We start from the raw sequence: 14,625 nt of genomic DNA, 5'->3' as shown, positions 1-14,625 counted from the left end.
CACTTGAGCTTCAAGCGGCGCTACATGGACTCCCTCCTGTCCGCCGGGCCTCATCCCTTCCCGGAGCCGTTGTCGGGACGGGCCGTCGGAGGCAGCTGGCGGCGGCGCTTCCTGGCGTCGCTCCTCGACGTTCCGGCCGTCGGCGAGCTGTCTTCGCACGTGGCCCTGGACGCTGCGCCGGAAACCGTCACGGAAGGCCGAGCGGATTGCCAGGCACCGAAAATGGAGCTCCGCGCCGGCTCCGGGCCCGCGCAACTGACGCCCGAAGCGCGCCCGGTAACCGTGACGGCCCCCAAACGGGGCACCGCCGGCGGCCGGGTGATCGTGGCCGGGGGGCTGCCCTCCCGGTCGAGGGGGTGGGCTGTCGCTGGGGCCAGCCTGTGTCTGCTCGCCGGCCTCTTCGCGCTGGTGAACCGTCAGCCCTCGAATCCGGTCTCCCAGCCCCCGCCGACCCATTCCACCCTGCCTACCCCGGGCAGCACCGAACCCGGCACCGACGAGCCGACGATGGAGCCGTCCCCGTCGACTCCCACCGGCACGCCCGGCCAGATGCTGTGGCAGGGGACCTTGACCTTCCCCTCTCAGCCCGGCTCGAACAACGACCCGGTGGCGGCGGTACCCGCCACCGCGCTGCTGGACGACGATGCGCTGTATCTGTGTGCGGCGTGCTCGCCGCAGGTGATCGGTGGTGAATTGCTCGTTGCCTGGAACGGGACGAAGCCGCCGACCCCCGACCAGTGCGGCTCCGCGTTGACGGCACAGACGAGGCGGCAAGGGTACGTCCCGTTGCGGGTCGGCCAGATGGGGTGTTTCTCCAGCGGCACCGGGGCCGTCGGCTACTTCACCGTGCTCACGACGTCGCCGCCTTCCGCGAGCGCGATCATCTGGTCCGCATGATGGCGCTCGTCGGGCTGCGGTTCGCAGAAACGACCCGTTGAGGAAACGATGCGCTCCCTCTGGCAGGGCAGACCTCTCGTCACGGCCGACAGACCGCCACTGTGTCCGAAACCCTGGAAGCTGCCCGTACTGGCGTCCACCTGGCCGTGTCACAAGGAGGGGCATGACTGTGACGCCGAAGGGGCTCTATCGGGCTCTCGGCACGGGGCTTGAGGATGCGTCAGGCGGAGAGGTCGGGCGAATCGGCGATTGTGCGGCCGCTGGCTCCAAGAATCCGTCGCGGGCTTGAGGACGTCTCCGGGTGGGCGCCGAGCACTCCACGGTCCCGCAGCTCGTCAAGGTCGGGGAGCGGAACCGCAGGCGGCGGGACCCCCAGAGCCGGGCCTTGCCGGTCAGGGCGAGCATGGGCATCCAGGCCAGCAGGTCGAGCTGACCAGGAGCTTCCCCGTTCCTGCGAGCATCAGCATCACAGCCCGGGCAGTGGAGCCCGGCGCCCAGCCGACGCGACACTCGGGCCCTTGGCCTGCCTGCGACCCCGCCCAGAAGGCAAAACGGTCCACCGACTCCGTCGGCGGACCGTCGAGAAAGATCGAGGCTAACCATCTGCTCCCCACGATCACGGGGAGCTTCACCGCACAGTTCCCCCCTTTCCACACGCTCCACGCCGCGCAGTTCCTCCTGGCCGCCATCGTGTACGACGACTGCCCGGAGCATCTGCGCAACGGGTACGGGGTCCCGGACATCGACCGGCTGGTCCCCGAGGACGCGGACGCCGGTCCTGATGACGGCCGAGGGGCAGCGCAGCCTGCTCGGAGGCCGGCTCGATGAGGAACTGCGCAACGTCGAGGACCAGGTGGCCGCCACCGGCCGCGCCCGGGCCACCATCCAGCTGGTGCTGGGGCAGGTGCCACACGGTCGCGAGGGCCGGGCGGCGGATGCTCGACATCGTCTACGAGCCCCGTGACGACCCGCGTGCGATCGCCGGCGTTCTCGCCTCACCACTGCGGCGCTGCGCGAGGTGGCCCTGCAGCGGCCGGCGGACGCGTGGGTCGGGCAGTGACAGTGGGCATAGGGTCCGGACGCCACGCCACGCCGCGGGAGGTCATGCCCGACGAGGAGCGACCGACCGCGTCACACTGACAGCAGGTGTGCCGACGAGACGAGGCGGTCGCGGATGAAGTTCGGAGTATCGACATTTGTCACCGATGAGGGCATTGGCCCCAAGGCGTTGGGACCCGCCCTGGAGGAGCGTGGGTTCGACTCCCTGTTGCTGGCCGAGCACTCGCATATTCCGGTCAAGCGGGAGTCCCCGTACCCGGGGGGCGGTGAGCTGCCGCGGATCTACTATCGGACGCTCGACCCGTTCGTGGCGCTCGCCGCGGCCGCCTCGGTGACCCGTGACCTGCTCCTGGGCACCGGCATCGCTCTGGTGATCCAGCGCGATCCGATCCACACCGCGAAGGAGGTCGCCTCCCTCGATCTGATCTCCGGCGGCCGGGCCGTGTTCGGGGTCGGCGCGGGCTGGAACCGCGAGGAGATGCGCAACCACGGGACGGATCCGGCCGTCCGCGGGCGGCTCATGGACGAACGCATCCGCGCGATGATCGAGCTGTGGACCAAGGAGGAGGCCGAGTTCCATGGCGACTTCGTCGACTTCGATCCCGTCTACGCCTGGCCCAAGCCGGTCCAGAAGCCCCATCCGCCCATCTGGGTCGGGGGCGACAGCGAGCGCGCTTTCGAACGCGTCGCCGCGTACGGTGCGGCGTGGATGCCGAGCGATCTGCCGCTCGAGGAGCTGGGTGAACGCATCGCGCGTATGCGGCGGACGGCCGGTGACCGCCCATCCGTCGTGGTGTATGCGGGCCGGCACGACCGCAAGGCGCTCGACACCTACGCCGAACTCGGCGTCGAACGCGTCCTGCTGTATCTGCCGACCCTGCCGGAGAACGAGACGCTGCGCACCCTGGACGAACTGGCCGAGGCCACGTCCGGCCACCGGTGACAGCTCGCGGCTGCCGCGGAATAGGAGCTGACCGTGCCGGACATGGCCGGGGACGAGGCGCGCCGCCGGTTCATGACCGCGCGGGTGGCGCGCCTGGCGACGGTGGACGCGGGCCTGCGCCCGCATCTGGTGCCGGTCGTCTTCGTGGCCCATGGCGAGGAGGTCGTCACCGCCGTCGACTGGAAGCCGAAGAGGTCGCAGCAGCTGAAACGGTTGGACAACATCGCGGCCCACCCGGCTGTCTGCCTGCTCGTCGACGCGTACGACGAGGACTGGGAGCGGCTGTGGTGGGTCCGCGCGGACGGTGACGCCCGCGTGCTGCCGCCCGGCACCCAGGGCGAGTACCCGGCGGCCGTCGCCCTGTTGCGGGAGAAGTACGCGCCGTACCGGCAGCGACCGCCGACCGGTCCGGCGCTCGTGATCGCCGTCCGCCGGTGGCACGGCTGGCGTGCCGCGTCGGGGGGGTGACCGTAGGGACGCGGGTGCTAGCGAGTACATCTGGCGGGGGAATCGAGGAGTATCTGCAGCATCCTGATCGCATGACAGACGGAGGCGGCGCTGATGCGTAAGGCACTTTCGTCATGCCTGCAGGTGGGAGACTCCCTATAGGCGCACCCATCATGAGCGTCTCACGCTGAGGCGCAACGACTCGTTGGCGCAGCGGCCGCCCGGGGCATCCGGGCGGTCGCTGCTGCATGCCCAGGTCTGTCAAACGACTCACGGAACCCCACGCGGGCCTCGACCAGTAGACCAGAATCCTGCTTCCTGCCCGGTGGGCACCGACGGCCTTGCAATCCGCCGAAGGAAAGGCCCTGGCCGAGGTAGTCAAGGAACTGCCCGTCGCGGAGACCTTCATCGCGGAGACCTTCACGACCGGGCACCCTGTGGCGTTGCCCTGTTCGGCCAAATGGTCGCCGACATCCCCAAGCTCAACGTCGACGCCGCCGTACAGGTTGCCCACGCGCTCTCCACTTACGAGGCGCAGCTCGAATTCGACTACTACACCGCCGTCGATGACAAGAACGAGAAGGACGAGAGCAGCGCCGGAATGATCGGCACCATCGGCTTCAACTCACCGCTACGCCACCGTTGCCGTCGTCGTGCGCACCGACCAGCCGGTCAACCTGGTCTCCGCCTTCGAGGAGCCCTTCGCGGCGGAAGCCGGCATCCAGGGCACTACGCCGCGCGACTACGCCCCGCTCTTGCAGCAGCTGGCACCGGGCAGCAGTTTCGCCGAACGGGTTCGGTTGCGCGAGGCTGTGGGGCTGAACTGTTACGGCCGGGCGCTGACGGCTCCCGGGCGGTGCCATCACGTAGCAGCGAGCGAACCTTTCGCGGCCCTGTGGCGTCCAAGGTCCGGCGTGCCGGAGGTGCCGGCGGCCGGGGGAGGTCGGTACATGGCGGGCAGGCGGACGGCCGATAGGACGGCGAGCGCGGGGGCGGCTGGATTGGCGAGCGTACGGGCGGTGCTCGCGGCTGCCCTGATCAGCTTGTCCGTGGCCTGCGCGGGGACGGGCACCACGCAAGGCGGGGCGGACGGTTCCTGCGCGGCCCTGCTCGTGTACCGGGGCCACACCTACCTGGGGCACGGGCTTTATCCCCATGACGAAGGCGACGGCGTCGGCGTCACGGCGGGCAGACGGCTCGGCACGGGCACCAGACCCGGGTGCGACGACACTCCGAACGATGGGGACCAGGGAGTGCCTTCGAGGCCGGTACCCGTGTACGCGATCGAGGGCGTGGACCCCGTCCACGCCGTGACCGTGGACCATCCGGCCGGCGGCACTCTCTACATCGAGCGGAACTCGGAGAAGACCCTGCCGGAGCTGAGGAAACTGATCGAGGCGCGGGAGCTGGACCCGTCGCCGAAGGCGGCTACCAGGTGACGCGCGCTCGCAGGGGCAGGTGGTTCGCCTCCCATCGATGGCTGGGTGTGCAGGGCGTGACCCGAGCGCCCCGGCCGAGGACCTGATCGATACGGGCCACTGGGAATGAGGTCGGCCAGGGGAACGCGAACGACGTGTCCGGCTCGTCCGTCCCCATGGTCACCAGAGCCGACCGAAACCTCCTGTGTCCGGACCGGACGTTCAGCGTTCCTCGTTCGACCGCTTTCCCTTGCGACGCCCAATGACCGGGACTGCTCGGCAGCCGCAGGAGCCGTCTGTGGGGGTTCGTTCACAGCTTCTCAGCTCAGGGGGTGTGGAATCCGGAAACGGGGAGGTTATCCGGGGTCCATCCGGTGGCGTGGATTCGATGGCCGCTCTGGCGCCGGCGATTCTGTGCCGCCGCGGCGGGGGAGGGTGCAGGGACCGATGTCCGCCCGCGGACGCGGCCGTCACGACTGCTCCGGTCACGAACTCGACGACCGGCTGGCCGCCGGCACCCCGCTGCTGAGCAGCAAAGCCGAGACGCACACAGGCGCCCCAGTCCGTATCGAGGAGCCCATGTCTCATGAGACACGGCAAAGTCTGGAGACGATGGGCACTGCACCGTCTTGTGGCGGGATGCCGAGATCGTCCGGTTCCAGGCTCGGTCCGGGCGGACGGTCACCTCCGCGTGGATGGTTCTGGCCGTGGCCGGCATGAACGTTCACGAATCGTGGTTCACGTTCCGTGGGCAGCATGCTGCGTGACGGTTGTCGGACGAGTGGGCCCTGGGGAAAGTTGCCTGAAATGATCCGCCCCCGGTGCGCTCCGTTTGGGGGAGTTGCTGTTTCTGGTGATCGCGGTCGTGGCGGTGCTGTCGGTCGGCGTGAAGGTTGAGGCGGTTCGTTTACCGCACGACGGGCGGGTCCTGATCCTCGTCGAGCAGTTGGTCGAGTTCCGCGTCGGCCTGTCTCGTCTGTGCCTCGCTGCCGAACGGCATCATGGCGTGGCTGCGCTGCAGGTAGAGCAGCAGCGCCTGGTGGTCGATGTGGAGGCGGGCCTCGCCCATCTCGTTGCGGATTCGCAGCAGGACCCCGAGCGGCGTGCTCTGCTCGGCCACGGGTTCCACGGTGATGTCTCCTATGCCCGCTGTACCGGTGAGGCCGGCGGACAGCAGGTCCCGCGAGATGACCCAGCCGGTGCTGCCGTGGCCGGGCCGGGACACGATCAGGCCGACGACGAGCGGGTCGTCGGTGGAGTACCTGAGCATGATGTCGCACCGTTCGCGTTCGCCGTCGGACAGGGTGACGAACCCCCGTGTGATGCCCTCGAGTTGTCTGTCACTGTCAGGACTCACCCTGGCCATTCCCTTTCCCGTTGCGGCTGCACGCCGATGACTCGTGCGTCATCGCACGTACGTCTCAAAGATCGAACCTAGCCATGCAGCCGGGCATGTCCTCGACACCGGCCGGGTTGGGCGCCAACCCTTCGCAACATGTTCGGAAAAGTTCACACGCCACCTCACAGCCGCATCCCCAACGACGTGTGAACTCGGGCACGACGGCAGAGCGATCCGGTGCGTGGATGCCGCGCATCGACGCACTGGCTCTGCCTTGGCGAAGGCGCGTCATGCCAACTGCGGTGCGCTACCGACGCGGTCCGTGGCACCGCGCCGCTCAACGCCTACCCAGCCGTGGCGGACGGTGCGGTTACGGCAGTCCGGTCGTGGGGTTCACGGCAGGCCCCTTTATGAACTGGGCTTGTTGCGGGTGACTCCGCCGCGTCCGCGCAGGGTGACGCCTGCCTCGGTGAGGATGTGGTGGACGAAGCCGTACGAGCGTCCGGTGCTGTCGGCGATGCTTCGGATCGAGGCGCCACCTTTGTATGCGGCCTTCAGTTCGACGGCGAGCTGGTCGCGTGCTGCACCGGTGATCCGCTTGCCCTTGTCCATGACCATCCCCCTCACGGTTCGAAGGGCGATCATCGCGCACCCCGCGGCGGCCCGTGAGGCAATCTGTCTGGTTCGACTGCGGCGCGTTCGCATCGGATGCGGGCGCGTGCCGGCGAGGGGTGACTGCGGAACCGGGAGGTGGCGCTGAGGCTGACCTCTCGCTGCCTGGGCCGGGTGCGTCGTCAGGTGGTGGGGGGCACGGCGCGGGTCAGGGGCTGGAGGTTGCCGTAGAGGGCGGTGTGCAGGGCGGCGGCCAGTTCACGGGCCGTCCTTCGCTGTCCACGTCGTGCAGGACGCAGTCGACGGGGCCGGCGGTGGAGTCGGGGCGGATCTCCCGGGTTCGGATGAGGAGGGCGACGGCCGCGCGCACGGCGTTATGGGCGGTGGTGGTTATGGTGTGCTGCGGGGCGGTGAGCGCGTCGGCCTCGACCGTCCACAGCGAGCCCCCTGTTGCTCGACCGCGATGAACACGACACGCTGCTCTTTGGCCTCCTTGCATGCGGCCTCGAACGCGTCGAGACCGGTCGCGTCCGGGATCCGGTCGGCGGGGCAGGGCGTCGGCAGCGGCTCCATGACAAGCATCCTCCCAGGAGACAGACGCAGGCGCCGCGTGGCCCCGGAGCGTGTCCCCGCGGGGCAGGCCGGGCGTTGAGATGGTGCGCGACAACGGCCCCGGTTCCCCTTCCCCGGACCGCGTGACCGACAGCCCTGGCCGCGCCCCTTTGGGTGCGCGGCCAGGGCTTCATGCTGGGGGCGGGGTTCTGGCGAACCGGCCGAGGTGATGGACTGGTGGGGCTGCCCAAGCGGCGGGGCCCCAACCTCGGTGCCACCAACGGGCAGCCTGGAGCGCGGCGCCGACGGGGGTGGCGCCTGCGGCCTCCTGGGGGTGCGGTGCGGGCGCGGTGGGGGCCGGGCCCGCACCGGGTGGACCAGTACATCGCCGCGCACGCGATTGAACAGCCGCCCTCTCGGCGCCCCGATCACCGGGCCCGGCGTGGCCCGGGAGTGCGACGCGACCGGCCCGGGACCGGCCGTGAGCTGCCATAACGCCGCCCGGCTGTCATCCTGGAAGGCCGTACTCCGTCCCTCCAGCCCGCCGGACGGAGTACGGCCCAAGGACACGGGGAGCGGAGGCCATCATGCTGATCAGTCACAGCGTCGACGGCGACGCCCTGCACGTGACGCTGCACCACCATCTCGACGTCAACTCCCGGGTCGCGGCCGCCGTCGAGATCGAGGCTCTCGTCCACACCCACCGGCCCAGTCGCGTCACCGTCCAGGTCCCCGCCGGGGAACCGGCGCCCGCCACGCTCAGCGTCCTCGTCCGCGCCCATCGCACGTGCAAGAGCCTCGACATCCCCCTCAGCCTGACCGGAGCCACCACGGCGGCACAACGCCTGTTCACCGCCAACACCGCCTAGAGGCCCCCTCCCGGCCAGCACGACCGTTGCCCCGGGCCGGGAGGGGGCCAACCCTGACCGGCCGGCCGGCAGCCTCGGTTACCGGGCAGGTCGGCGAGGCTGCCGGCCGGTTCAGCGGGTGCGGGGATGGGGGGAGAGGGACCCGCACCACGCTGGCCTATCGGGTGGGCCACGGGCAGTTGTCTGCCAGCTTGACCCACTCCCGGTCCAACTGGCCGGGCACGACACGCCCCTGCGCACTCCAGCGGGCAGCCAACGCCGCAAAGATCGGCTCACCAGGCGGAGGAGGAATCGTTTCCTCGCGGCCGGTGACCGCAGCGGGCTGGGTCGGCGTGGTCACACAGTTCTAACGCGCGAATCCGCCTGTGGTCACCGTGGCGGCACCGACGCGATCGGCGAGGGCCTGGTGGCCGTCGCGTACGCGCTGCTGGACGTCGCGCATGCCATCCGGGAGAACACCGAAGCCCGCCGGCAGTAGGGGAGCGGCCCGGCACCAGCATCGGCCGGAAACAGGCGCACCGCCGGTCCCTTCCGTGCAGCGTAGGCCGGCGCGCATCCCCGGCTCGGCCGCCGCAGGCTGGCCCTGTGGAGTACTCCGTCGCTGTCGTCCCACCCCGACGCCGTCGATGACGACCTCGTCATCGACGGCGAGCTGCGGGCGTTGATCAGGCGATGGCGCATTGAGGAAACTCTCGTTCCACGGTGTGCTGCGTGCGATGCACTGCTGTCCCCGGCGACGACTTGGGAGGGGCGTTTGCGGGAGTACTCCAACGCCTGTCGCCTCAAGGCGTACCGCCGACGCAAGACGGCCGCACACATCCACAGCGGCGACCGATCGTGAGTACTCTGCGCCCCGCGCCCCAGGGCCATCCCCAGGCCACGGAGGCCGGTATCCAGGGACGGCGTTCTGATGGCGTCCGCCGCGCCGCAAGCCTGGAAGGGGGTCCGCTTCACGGACGTCGAACACCTGCGGTTCGACCTGTAGCAGCCGCGCCCCGAACAGCCCGCGAGCCCCGGACCGATGCGGTCCGGGGCTCGCTCGCGTATCCGCGGGGGTCGGATGTGCATGCACGCGATGCTGTGCTTAACGGCAGCCTGCCGCCCCGGTTACGGCGCGGTCGGTGGTCGTCTGCCCTGTCACGCGACGGTTAGTCCGAGGCGATGGGTCAGTTCGTCCACGGCTGCGCGGTCCTGGTCGGGCAGATTCGCGCGCAGGCCCAGGAAGATGCCCACGTCGGGGTCCTCGAGCGTCGACCATCACTGCGGCGCCGATCGCGCGGGAGCGCCGGGGCGTGCCGATGTGTCCTTTGACAGCGAAGTTAGTCCGGCTGAAGTCGCTGACCTGCGCGGACTAACTTCGCTGTCAACGCAGTCGAGTGACGCTTCCTTCGGCCCGGGCGCTCTGGCCTGCGTCGGCTGGGTTGGATGGCAAGGAACTCATATGGAAGACCAACCTCTTGCGGTGACCGGCGTCGGACTCCCGCACCACGGTGTGGGCCTTCGCCCTCTGCCACCGCGCCGGCCCCCTGCTGGCAGCAGCAATCCCGCGCGGCAGAAGGCTCACTCGGCGCTACGAGGTTTACGGCGCCGGTACGGCACCGATCTGCTGCATCACCCCGAGGAGGTCGGGCTGGCCCCGTTCGCCGACGATCCGGCCGTCGGCCAGGTAGTAGAAGTTCATGGCCTGCACCGAGATCTTGTTGCCGCTCGCCGGGATCCCGAAGAATTCACCGTCGTGAGTTCCCCGCATGGTGAACCGCGCGGCCACGGTGTCGCCTTCGGTGACCTTCTCCTCCAGCGTCCACTGGACGTCGGGGAAGGCACTGCGCATCATCCCGATGACTTCCATGTACCCATCGGGCCCCCGCAGTGGTTCCGGGTGGCTTGGCGCGTGGAACACCGCGTCCGGAGAAATGACCTCGCGGGCGAGATCCTCGTTGCCCGTGTTGATGAACTCGACGAAGCGGTTCATCACTGACTCGGTGGACTGCGATGGCATCTTGCTGTGCCTCTCCAGAGACGTTCGGGCGGGTACCTGTGAGCCTAACATCGAATCGATGTTCACATCGATTCGATGTTTGCGTGCGAAGATGGACTCATGCTGGAACTCGCGATACTCGGCTTCCTGGCCGAGGCCCTCTTGCCCGGACATGAGCTGCGCCGCCGCGTCTCACAGCTGACCGGCTATACGCGGCCGGTCAGTGACGGCAGCCTGTATCCCGCGATCAACCGCCTGACCAGGGCGGGCTTGATCGAGCGGCGCGCCGACCCTGCCGCGGGGGCGTCCCGATACGTGCTCAGCCTGACCGCGGCCGGGCGGGCCGACATGCTTCAGCGCCTGCGCGAGCCCGCCGACCACGAGATCACCGACTTCACCCGGTTCTACGTCGTCCTGGCGTTCCTCTCCCACCTGCCCGACGTGGCCGAACAGCACGCGGTGCTGCGCAGACGGCTGGAGTTCCTGGAAGAACCGGCGAGCTTCTTCTACGACAACGAGCGGCCCCTGCGTGCCGAGGAGATCGCCGACCCCTACCGGCGGGGCATGCTGCTCACCGCCCGCGCCACCAGCCGCGCCGAGCGGACCTGGCTGCGCGAGACCCTCGGAGAGAAGCCGCCCGCATTCGACACTGCGTGTACCGACAGCGATCCGCATGCGCCCGCCGCTCCCGCGAGCTGACTGTCCACCGAGGTACCCCCATGCTTGCTTCCTGGTACGACGAACAGGGCCCCGCCGCCGACGTCCTGCACGTCGGCGAACTCCCTGATCCCGTCCCCGGCCCCGGCGAGGTCCGCGTCCGCGTCACCGTCTCGGGCCTCAACCCCGGCGACACCAAGAAGCGGCGCGGCTGGCTCGGCTCGTCCATGCCCTTCCCACGGGTGATCCCGCACAGCGACGCCGCCGGAGTCATCGACGCGGTGGGCGCCGGAGTCGACGCCCACCGCGCCGGACAACGGGTCTGGGTATACGGCGCCCAGTCCTACCGCCCCTTCGGCACCGCCGCCCAGTACACCGTCGTACCCGACCACCAGGCCGCACCCCTGCCCGACCACCTCAGTGACGAGTTGGGCGCGAGCCTCGGCATCCCCGGCATCACCGCCCACCGCACCGTCTTCGCCGACGGCCCGGTCGACGGCCAACTGGTCCTGGTCCACGGCGTCCTCGGCGGCGTCGGCTCCCTGGCGGCCCGGCTCGCCCACTGGGCCGGCGCCACCGTGATCGCCACCGTCCGCCGCACCCCGGACCTCGACCACATCGACCCGGCCGTCGTCTCCCACGCCATCGCCCTGGACACCGGCGACCCCGCCGCTGCCATCCGCTCGTACGCGCCGCGGGGCGTCGACCGGATCATCGAGGTCGCGCTGTCCGACAACGCCGACCTCGACAACGCCGTCGTCGCCAACAACGCCGTCATCGCCGCCTACGCCACCCGCACGGACCGCACCGAGATCCCCTTCTGGCCCCTGCTGTTCAACAACGTCACCCTCCGTCTGCTCGGCAGCGACGACTTCCCCGCCGAGGCCAAGCGTCAGGCCGCCCGCGACCTCACCTCCTCCGCAGCCGTCGGCGCCCTCACCGTCGCCGACCGCTACCCGCTGGATGACATCGCCAAGGCCCACGACCGCGTCGACGCCGGCGGTGGCCACGGCCGCATCCTGCTCACCATCCCCCAATAGCGCGGACTTGGAGCACCGGCCCGTCACCGGTATCCCACCGGCTCTGAGGTCGGGGTGCTGCCGGTATACGTACTCCGCACGCTTCCTGGTCTGGCGGACGTGCCTTGGCCCTGGTGAGACGGGTCATCTGGGCGGCGCCTTCGTGACCTGCCCGGGCTGTTCCCGTTGGGCAGGCAACATGGCGCGTGCACCTGCGTGTGGAGCCCGGCTTGCTTCCTGCTGTTGGGCCAGGCAGGGCAGACGTCCCCTTGGCCTCCACTGAGCTACTGGGCTCGATCGTGGCGTTCTTACGCAACGGTCCGCGGCTCGTTTTGCCGGTAGCGGTCAAGTTCGACCGGGTCATGGGCGCAGAAGATTTCGATCTGATCGCCGTGGTCTTTGGCCAGTTCGCGCAGCCGGGCCTGGTTGCGGTGGCGGGCGGGGCCATCGACTTGGACCAGGGTCTGGAAGAAGGCCAATCCTGGCGTGGAGCGGGGAGCGAGTGGATCGATCTCGCCATGGGAGAAGTAGGCGTCCCCGGCGTGCAGCAGCCAGCCGGGGCTGGTTGCGCCTTCCGGTCCCTCGTGACGGCGCACCGCCACACCGGCGTGGCCGCGGGTGTGCCCAGGTAGCGGTATCAGCGCGATGTCGGCTGAGATTCCCTGGAGTTGGCGTACGCCCTCAAAGCCGAACCAGCGGTCTCCGCCGGTGGGGTTGTAGGTGACCCAGTCGGGCCCATGGGCCCATTGACCGGCTCGGTATCGAAGACGTTCAGCCCGCGTGGCGGCCCTCATCGCGGCCTGATGCTCGGTCGCGTGGAGGTGAACCTTTGCCCTGGGGAAGTCGGGCAGCCCGCCGGCGTGGTCGAGGTCGAGGTGGGTCAAGACGATGTGCCTGACGTCGTCGACGGCGTATCCCAGCCCGGTCACCTGGCGCGCCGCTGTCTCGGCGAGGTCCAGGCGCGGACGGGTGAGGAACAGGAATTCGCGGCCCAGGGATTGCTTGGGGTCGGCGATGTCGCGTAGGCCGACCCCGGTGTCCACCAGCACCAATCCTTGGTCGGTCTCGATCAGTAGGCAGTGGCAGATCATCCGAGCGGTCTTCAACGGCAGCCGGTTGCCGTTGATGAGCCGGCCGCCGACCGGCTGCATCGTGCCACAGTTCAGGTGATGGATACGCATTATGGTCCCCCTCCAGGAATGCGGTTCAAAATCGGTGATGGACAGTCAGTTCGCGTCGTGGTGCGCCATCTGGTCCACCAGGTGGGCCACGCGCTGGGTGACCGAGCGCACCACGGTGGTGTCGTGTTGGACAGCGACGCTTCACGCTAAACAGTGGAGTACGCTCCAAGGTCAAGCCGCGATCGGACGGAGGGGCATGCGCATCGGAGAGCTGGCCGCACAGGCGGGCATCACGAAGGACACCATTCGGTTCTACGAGAAACTCGGCCTCGTCACAGGTCGACGGCTGACCAACGGCTATCGCGACTTCCCGCCCGAGACGGTGACCTGGCTGCACTACATCCGCACCGCGCAGGCGCTCGGATTCTCACTGGCGGAGATCGCACGGCACGGCGAGGAACTGCGCGACGCGCCGGATACCGCGGAAGTACTGTCCGCGTTGCTCAAGGGGAAGATCCAAGTCATCGACACGCGCATGGCCGAACTCGCCGTACTTCGAGCGGACCTTGAGGTGCGCGTCGGCACCGGATGCCCGTTGCAGGCGACTCATTGAGAAAACCTCAGTGACCGATCACGGAAAATGAGCCGGAGCCCATTCTCGTGAACGAAGCCACCAATCCGTTGTCACCGATCTGCCTTCAGTGTCAGGAAGTTGTGGATTTTACGTTCACGCATCAGGATGCGGTCCGGCTCATGATGGTGTCGAAGACCTTCTCGGTTTCGCTTTCCATTCCGATCTCGAGGCGTTGGTTGACTCCGCGGAGGGTTTCGTATGCGGCGTTGACGCCGGCGCGGTTGCCTGCCTGGTCTTCGATGAGCATCCAGTCCTGGTAGAGGATTCAGGCGGCCTTGGGGGAGTCGGGTGGCCAGTTCGGTGCCGAGGCCGACGGTGAGGATTTCGGCGCGGTCGCTCCATGTGCTGGTGGCGGCTTCCAGCGCGACCTCCCTCGGTGCCCGCTGCGACGGCGACGGTGCGGGGGCTGATGGACCGGCGGTGCCCGTACGCGGGTGCCGTCCGCGCGGTGGTAGGGGCCGACATGGGTCGTCGGTCCGGTGCGGAGGGGGCGGGGCAGCTCGGCCGTGGTGTCGCCGCGTTCAGCGTACGTCTGCGCACTGCGGGCTGAACTGAAGCGCAGGCGCAAGCTGATGACCATCCTCGACATGCACGGGCTGTGACTCACCCCGTGCACGGGACGCTGGTGACTTTGCGGACCCTCCATCAGGGCGGTAGTCGACCGCCGGGCGCGGGGGCTGCCCTGGTCTTGCGGATCGATCAGGGGCGATGCGACGGGGCGTTTCCAGGACGTGCGTGGTTGTGATCGCGGGAAGCAGGTTCACGGCTCCCTCTGACCTGGTCAGGCCCCCTTCATACGGCCCACGGCTCGGTTCAGCGCATTCGTCGAAGGACAGCCCTACATCGCAGGCGGGGAAGAGCCGGACGGCCTCGCTCCGAATGCGCCGCGGGCCCAGACCAATGGTCCGGGCCCGCTCGACGCTGGCCGACCGGCAGGCCTCCACTGGCTGACCGGGCGGCATCCGGAAGGGGCAACGGCCGAGCCGGAGCCCCGTCGGGCGCTGTAGCTGTCCGGGTCACAACCCCGGGCTGGGAGTATCCGCTCGTGCTGTAGAACATCCGTTGCGGCTGAACGGCACT

At 69.2% G+C, this 14,625-nt stretch carries 13 protein-coding genes and 1 pseudogene; 9 read left to right on the top strand and 5 right to left on the bottom strand.

The genetic code is table 11. The features are described from left to right. Positions 1 to 3 precede the first annotated feature (3 nt). From OHA58_RS00640 to OHA58_RS00620, 5 genes and pseudogenes are all read left to right on the top strand, one after another. Positions 4 to 897, top strand: coding sequence for a hypothetical protein (locus OHA58_RS00640; protein WP_405475160.1), 894 nt, complete (start codon positions 4 to 6; stop codon positions 895 to 897). A 1,174-nt stretch (positions 898 to 2,071) separates the two neighbouring features. Beyond that, entirely contained in the window at positions 2,072 to 2,899 is an 828-nt protein-coding gene (locus OHA58_RS00635; protein WP_405475157.1) for an LLM class F420-dependent oxidoreductase, read from the top strand. A gap of 33 nt (positions 2,900 to 2,932) precedes the next feature. Next, entirely contained in the window at positions 2,933 to 3,367 is a 435-nt protein-coding gene (locus OHA58_RS00630) for a TIGR03668 family PPOX class F420-dependent oxidoreductase (protein ID WP_405475155.1), read from the top strand. Positions 3,368 to 3,806: 439 nt separating this feature from the next. After that, a pseudogene (locus OHA58_RS00625) lies at positions 3,807 to 3,917 on the top strand (type I-E CRISPR-associated protein Cas7/Cse4/CasC); the annotation flags it as partial. A gap of 82 nt (positions 3,918 to 3,999) precedes the next feature. After that, entirely contained in the window at positions 4,000 to 4,785 is a 786-nt protein-coding gene (locus OHA58_RS00620) for a DUF6281 family protein (protein ID WP_405475152.1), read from the top strand. An 886-nt stretch (positions 4,786 to 5,671) separates the two neighbouring features. Here OHA58_RS00620 and OHA58_RS00615 read toward each other — a convergent pair. Then, entirely contained in the window at positions 5,672 to 6,121 is a 450-nt protein-coding gene (locus OHA58_RS00615) for an SsgA family sporulation/cell division regulator (RefSeq protein WP_405475150.1), read from the bottom strand. A 390-nt stretch (positions 6,122 to 6,511) separates the two neighbouring features. Next, positions 6,512 to 6,715 (bottom strand): helix-turn-helix domain-containing protein, encoded by a 204-nt coding sequence (locus OHA58_RS00610; RefSeq protein WP_405475147.1) that lies wholly within the window; start codon positions 6,713 to 6,715, stop codon positions 6,512 to 6,514. A 1,139-nt stretch (positions 6,716 to 7,854) separates the two neighbouring features. Here OHA58_RS00610 and OHA58_RS00605 point away from each other — a divergent pair. Beyond that, positions 7,855 to 8,136, top strand: a complete 282-nt coding sequence (locus OHA58_RS00605) for a hypothetical protein (RefSeq protein ID WP_405475145.1) — start codon at positions 7,855 to 7,857, stop codon at positions 8,134 to 8,136. Between the two features lie 1,579 nt (positions 8,137 to 9,715). On the opposite strand, the gene OHA58_RS00600 is transcribed toward OHA58_RS00605, so the two are convergent. After that, on the bottom strand, positions 9,716 to 10,108 hold the full coding sequence (locus tag OHA58_RS00600) for an ester cyclase (protein ID WP_405475142.1): 393 nt from the start codon (positions 10,106 to 10,108) through the stop codon (positions 9,716 to 9,718). A 126-nt stretch (positions 10,109 to 10,234) separates the two neighbouring features. On the opposite strand from OHA58_RS00600, the gene OHA58_RS00595 reads away from it, so the two are divergent. Together OHA58_RS00595 and OHA58_RS00590 are read left to right on the top strand one after the other, a co-directional pair. Beyond that, positions 10,235 to 10,813 carry a PadR family transcriptional regulator gene (locus OHA58_RS00595; protein ID WP_266988236.1) on the top strand — a complete coding sequence of 193 codons (579 nt, stop codon included), beginning with the start codon at positions 10,235 to 10,237 and terminating at the stop codon, positions 10,811 to 10,813. Positions 10,814 to 10,833: 20 nt separating this feature from the next. Then, a complete protein-coding gene (locus OHA58_RS00590) occupies positions 10,834 to 11,811 on the top strand; it encodes an NADPH:quinone reductase (RefSeq protein WP_405475139.1) in 978 nt (325 codons plus the stop codon). Positions 11,812 to 12,098: 287 nt separating this feature from the next. Here OHA58_RS00590 and OHA58_RS00585 read toward each other — a convergent pair whose 3' ends face one another. Beyond that, positions 12,099 to 12,971, bottom strand: a complete 873-nt coding sequence (locus tag OHA58_RS00585) for an MBL fold metallo-hydrolase (protein ID WP_405475136.1) — start codon at positions 12,969 to 12,971, stop codon at positions 12,099 to 12,101. A 196-nt stretch (positions 12,972 to 13,167) separates the two neighbouring features. Here OHA58_RS00585 and OHA58_RS00580 point away from each other — a divergent pair, with 196 nt between their 5' ends. After that, a complete protein-coding gene (locus tag OHA58_RS00580) occupies positions 13,168 to 13,524 on the top strand; it encodes a MerR family transcriptional regulator (RefSeq protein WP_405475134.1) in 357 nt (118 codons plus the stop codon). Between the two features lie 121 nt (positions 13,525 to 13,645). Here the strand turns inward: OHA58_RS00580 and OHA58_RS00575 are convergent, their stop codons facing one another. Next, the gene (locus OHA58_RS00575; RefSeq protein ID WP_405475132.1) at positions 13,646 to 13,792 is read right to left on the bottom strand and encodes a hypothetical protein; all 147 of its coding nucleotides are present in this window, start codon (positions 13,790 to 13,792) and stop codon (positions 13,646 to 13,648) included. Positions 13,793 to 14,625 lie beyond the last annotated feature (833 nt).

The sequence above is a fragment of the Streptomyces sp. NBC_00009 genome (assembly GCF_045040855.1).
In the GTDB taxonomy this organism is placed as follows: Bacteria; Actinomycetota; Actinomycetes; order Streptomycetales; family Streptomycetaceae; genus Streptomyces; species Streptomyces aureus.
This window is presented reverse-complemented; position numbering and strand designations above follow the sequence as displayed.

Coding starts and splice junctions, on each gene's coding strand:
- OHA58_RS00635 (WP_405475157.1), top strand. CDS start 2,072: ATGAAGTTCGGAGTATCGACATTTGTCACCGATGAGGGCATTGGCCCC.
- OHA58_RS00610 (WP_405475147.1), bottom strand. CDS start 6,715: ATGGACAAGGGCAAGCGGATCACCGGTGCAGCACGCGACCAGCTCGCC.
- OHA58_RS00605 (WP_405475145.1), top strand. CDS start 7,855: ATGCTGATCAGTCACAGCGTCGACGGCGACGCCCTGCACGTGACGCTG.
- OHA58_RS00600 (WP_405475142.1), bottom strand. CDS start 10,108: ATGAACCGCTTCGTCGAGTTCATCAACACGGGCAACGAGGATCTCGCC.
- OHA58_RS00595 (WP_266988236.1), top strand. CDS start 10,235: ATGCTGGAACTCGCGATACTCGGCTTCCTGGCCGAGGCCCTCTTGCCC.
- OHA58_RS00590 (WP_405475139.1), top strand. CDS start 10,834: ATGCTTGCTTCCTGGTACGACGAACAGGGCCCCGCCGCCGACGTCCTG.
- OHA58_RS00585 (WP_405475136.1), bottom strand. CDS start 12,971: ATGCGTATCCATCACCTGAACTGTGGCACGATGCAGCCGGTCGGCGGC.
- OHA58_RS00580 (WP_405475134.1), top strand. CDS start 13,168: ATGCGCATCGGAGAGCTGGCCGCACAGGCGGGCATCACGAAGGACACC.
- OHA58_RS00575 (WP_405475132.1), bottom strand. CDS start 13,792: ATGCTCATCGAAGACCAGGCAGGCAACCGCGCCGGCGTCAACGCCGCA.